2 protein-coding genes and 1 tRNA gene are annotated in these 2,487 nt (G+C 70.5%); 1 reads left to right on the top strand and 2 read right to left on the bottom strand.

Annotated features, from left to right (window positions below; all coding sequences use genetic code 11):
* Both OOT08_RS13230 and argS read right to left on the bottom strand, forming a co-directional pair.
* Positions 1-531: hypothetical protein (locus tag OOT08_RS13230; protein WP_325093222.1), on the bottom strand; the 531-nt coding region annotated here is incomplete at its 3' end.
* A 32-nt stretch (positions 532-563) separates the two neighbouring features.
* On the bottom strand, positions 564-2,228 hold the full coding sequence (gene argS, locus OOT08_RS13225) for an arginine--tRNA ligase (RefSeq protein ID WP_325093220.1): 1,665 nt from the start codon (positions 2,226-2,228) through the stop codon (positions 564-566).
* A 106-nt stretch (positions 2,229-2,334) separates the two neighbouring features.
* Here argS and OOT08_RS13220 point away from each other — a divergent pair.
* Positions 2,335-2,407: transfer RNA gene (locus OOT08_RS13220), tRNA-Arg, on the top strand.
* The last annotated feature ends 80 nt before the right edge of the window (positions 2,408-2,487 follow it).

The raw sequence follows: 2,487 nt of genomic DNA, 5'->3' as shown, positions 1-2,487 counted from the left end.
CGCGGGCGCACCGCCCCCGGCGTCGACCCCCACCCCGCAGTCCTCGGCGAGCCGCGTGACGAGCAGGGAGGACGCCGCCAGGAACTCGTCGGAGAACCCGGTCGTGGTGACCTCGGCCAGCGCCCGCTTCTGTTCCTCGCTGAGCTGGAGCGCATCGATGTCGGCGGGCAGCATGCTGCCGGTGATGCCGAGATCGCGGACCGCCTGCTCCGTCTCCGCGTAGACCCCGCGCATGAGGCTCGCGGCCTCCGCGGTTTCCGGCGGCGCGACCTCGGCCAGCGCCCCGACCGCGTCGCCCATCTTGCCGATGAACTCGACCGTTGGGTCCATGTTCTCCGGCAGGCTGAGGGCGTACATCGCTTCCCCGGCCGCGCAGTATTCGGCGTGTGACGCGTCCCCGGGCTGCGCTGTCGCCTCGGGCGCGCCAGGGTCGGCCGCCGGGGCCGAGCACGCCGCGAGCAGCGGCAGGCCGGCGAGCACGGCGAGCAGGGCCAGCGGGCGGAGCACGGGCCGGGTCAGGGACGTCTGCACAGCACCTCCAGGGCGGGGCGGTCGGCCGAGCGCTACAGGCGCTCGGGGGCGGTGACGCCGAGCAGGTCGAGGCCGTTCCGGATGACCTGGCCGACCGCGTCGTTCACCCAGAGCCGGGTGCGGTGCAGGTCACCGATGGGCTCGTCGCCGAGGGGCAGCACGCGGGTGTTGTCGTACCAGCGGTGGAAGTGCGCGGCGAGCTCCTCCAGGTAGCGGGCGATCCGGTGCGGCTCGCGCAGCTCGGCGGCGCGGGCCACCATCCGCGGGAACTCCTGCAGGGCACCGAGCAGCTCCGTCTCGGACTCGTGCGTGAGCAGCTCGGGCGCGAAGGAGGAGCGGTCCACCCCGGCCGCGGCGGCGTTGCGGCCAACCGCGCAGGTGCGGGCGTGGGCGTACTGCACGTAGAAGACGGGGTTGTCGTTCGAGCGGCTGCGCAGCTTCTCCCCCTCGAGGGAGAGCGGGGAGTCCGCGGGGTAGCGGCCAAGCCAGTAGCGCAGCGCGTCCGCGCCGAGCCATTCGAGCAGGTCGTCCAGCTCGACGATGTTTCCGGCGCGCTTGGACAGCTTCGCGCCGTCGAGGTTCACCATCTGGCCGATGAGGACCGTGATGTCGGTCTCGGGGTTGTCCCCGGCGGCCCCGGCGATTGCCGTCAGGCGGCCGATGTAGCCGTGGTGGTCCGCGCCGAGCATGTAGATCTTCTCGGTGAAGCCGCGGTCCATCTTGTTCAGGTAGTAGGCGGCGTCCGCGGCAAAGTAGGTGAAGATGCCGTTGCCGCGGGTGAAGACGCGGTCCTTATCGTCGCCGAAGTCGGTGGTGCGCACCCAGATTGCGTCGTCGGCCTCGAAGACGTGACCCTGCTCGCGGAGGCGGTCGATGGAGGCCTCAATCGGGCTCGGCTCACCGTTCGGACCGGCCGCGTGCAGGGTGCGCTCGGAGAAGAACACGTCGAAGTGCACGTTGAAGTTTTCGAGCGAGCGCTGGATCTCGGCGAGCTGGATCTCGTAGGCGACCTCGGTGGTCTGAGCGAGGGCCTCGGCGCGGTCCAGTTCGGCGAGGTTCGGGATGCGTGCGCGCACCTTCTCGCCGAGCACGGCGATGTACGCGCCCGGGTAGGCGTCCTCGGGGGCGGGCTCTTCGAGGGCGGCGGCCAGCACGGAGCGGCCAAACTTGTCCATCTGCGCGCCGGCGTCGTTGATGTAGTACTCGTTGGTGACCTCGGCCCCGGCGGCGCGCAGCACGCGGGCCGTGGAGTCGCCGAGGGCGGCCCAGCGGGTGTGGCCGAGGTGCAGGGGCCCGGTCGGGTTCGCGGAGACGAACTCCATGTTGATCCGCTGGCCCGCGAGGGAGTCGTTCGTGCCGTAGGCCTCGCCCGCCTCGACGATCTGGCGGGCGACCTCGCCCGCGCTGGCGGCGTCCAGGGTGATGTTGATGAAGCCGGGGCCGGCCACGTCGACCGTCGCGATCCCGGGCGTCTCGGCGAGCTTCGCCGCGATCTCCTGCGCAAAGTCGCGGGGGTTGGTGCCGAGCCGCTTGGCGAACTTCATCGCGATGTTCGAGGCCCAGTCCCCGTGCTCTCGGCTTCGGGGTCGCTCCAGCACGGTGTCGGCCTCGGTGACCGACAGGTCGGTGTTCTCTCGGGCCGCGATGAGACCGGAGACGATGGCGTGAAGGATGCTGGAGAGTTCTGCTGGAGTCACGCGAGAGAGTCTACCGGCCTGGGGTGCGGCGTGTCGCCCGGCCGGACGCTCGGCCCAGCTTTTCGTGACGCGGGAGCCCCCGAAGATGCGCTACGCTAGATGAGTCGCCTCCGTAGCTCAGGGGATAGAGCGCCGGTTTCCGGTACCGTAGGTCGGGAGTTCGAATCTCTCCGGGGGCACGACAGAAAAGGTCTTCACCGTCACGGCGGTGAAGACCTTTTGTCGTTTCGGCAGCGCTCGCGGACATCCTGCTCTGGGT

The sequence above is a fragment of the Leucobacter sp. M11 genome (genome assembly GCF_035726885.1).
Lineage (GTDB): Bacteria > Actinomycetota > Actinomycetes > Actinomycetales > Microbacteriaceae > JAPFRB01.
Note: the sequence above shows the minus strand (reverse complement) of the source record. Positions and strands in the feature narration are given on the sequence as shown.